General features: G+C 68.8%; 1 protein-coding gene. It reads right to left on the bottom strand.

The genetic code is table 11. From position 1 onward, the window contains the following. Positions 1 to 242: 242 nt before the first annotated feature. On the bottom strand, positions 243 to 1,319 hold the full coding sequence (locus AB0G02_RS39710) for a ricin-type beta-trefoil lectin domain protein (RefSeq protein ID WP_360805545.1): 1,077 nt from the start codon (positions 1,317 to 1,319) through the stop codon (positions 243 to 245). Positions 1,320 to 1,504: the final 185 nt, after the last annotated feature.

Raw genomic sequence — 1,504 nt, 5'->3', positions numbered from 1 at the left:
GGTGATCAGGGTGCTGGTGGGCTTGGGGGTGTCGAGTGTGGCGAGCCGGGCGGAGTTCGGCGGCCGTCACCTGGCTGTTCCCAGGGCTTGTGCCGGATGTCCCCTACCCGCGGGTCCACCGCGTGGCCGTGCCCGTTGGTGTTCGCAGTGGCCGGCAACTCGCCGTCCGCTGAACGTCACCTCGGCCACCCTGTCGAGGTAGGCGCGGAACCGGGCGTTGTGGTCGCCGCGGAGTCGCCCTATCACCGACGGGTCCACTTCTGGTTGGCCTGACCGTTGCAGCTCCACGAGTTGATCGCCGTGCCGTTGGCGGTGGCCTGACCGTTCGCGTCCAGGCACAGGCCGGTCTGGTTGTGGCGGATCGAGCCGTCCGAGCCCAGCGTCCACTTCTGGTTCGCACCGCCGTTGCAGTCCCAGATCTGCGCCCGGGTCCCCGGGGCGGAGTTCGGCGTCAGGTCGAGGCACTTGCCGCCGTAGACGCGCAGCTCCGAGGCGCTCGTGGCGCTCCAGCGCTGGTTGACCTGCCCGTTGCAGTCCCACAACTGGATCAGCGCCCCGTTGGCCTGGCTCGCGCCGGAGACGTCCAGGCAGCGGCCGGACTGCTGCCCCACGTAGGTGTTGCTGGTCGGGACGCTGCTCGGCGTGAGCGCGGCGGTCAGGGCCGGGTACCAACGCGCCTCGATCTTGCGGATGCCGGTGTCGTTGGGGTGCACGCCGTCGGACGTGTCGGAGTAGCTGTTGAAGCCGCTCCACTGGTCCACCACGGTGATCGGTGACTGGGCCGTCGTGTTCGCCGCGGCCCAGCCGGGGATGGCGTTGTTGAGGTCGACCACGCGCTGGTAGCAGGCCGAGCAGTTGGACGGGGTCATCGGCAGGATCTGCGCGACGAGCACCTTCATCGACGGGTTGCTCGCCCGCATCTGCCCCAGCAGCTTGGTGTAGGCGGACAGGATCGTGCTCGCGGGGATGTTGCTCCACACGTCGTTGGTGCCCAGGTGCATCAGCACCACGTCGGGGCGGGTTGCCGACAGCCAGCCCGGCAGCTGGTTCTGGTTGGCGATGTTGGTGGCGAGGTAGCCGCCGTGACCCTCGTTCTCCCCGTCGTAGGCGAACCCGCAGCCCGGCGCGGGCAGCGTGCCGACGAAGTCGACGTCGGTGTAGCCGGTGTTGCGCAGGTGCTGCCACAGCAGAGCCCGCCAGCACCCCGGCGACCCGGTGATCGAGTCGCCCAGCGCCATGATCCTCGTCGGCGTGGCAGCCGACGCCTGCGGCACGATCAGGGACAACGCGGCCAGCACCGCGACCAACACACTGCTCACCAATGAGCGCGTTCTCATGGCACACCTTCCGAGCGAGACGGTGATGCTGTTCCTGGACTCGCGGACAGCGCCCGGACCGCATCGGGCCCCCGCGCGCCCCAGGTCGGCGACTTGTTGTTGGGGAGCTCGTCGCGCGTGAAGACGTAGGTGTGGGTGTTGACCTTTTTAAGGTGGGTGAGCGTGTT

The organism is Actinosynnema sp. NPDC023658 (assembly GCF_040639995.1).
Classification (GTDB): Bacteria; Actinomycetota; Actinomycetes; order Mycobacteriales; family Pseudonocardiaceae; genus Actinosynnema.
This window is presented reverse-complemented; position numbering and strand designations above follow the sequence as displayed.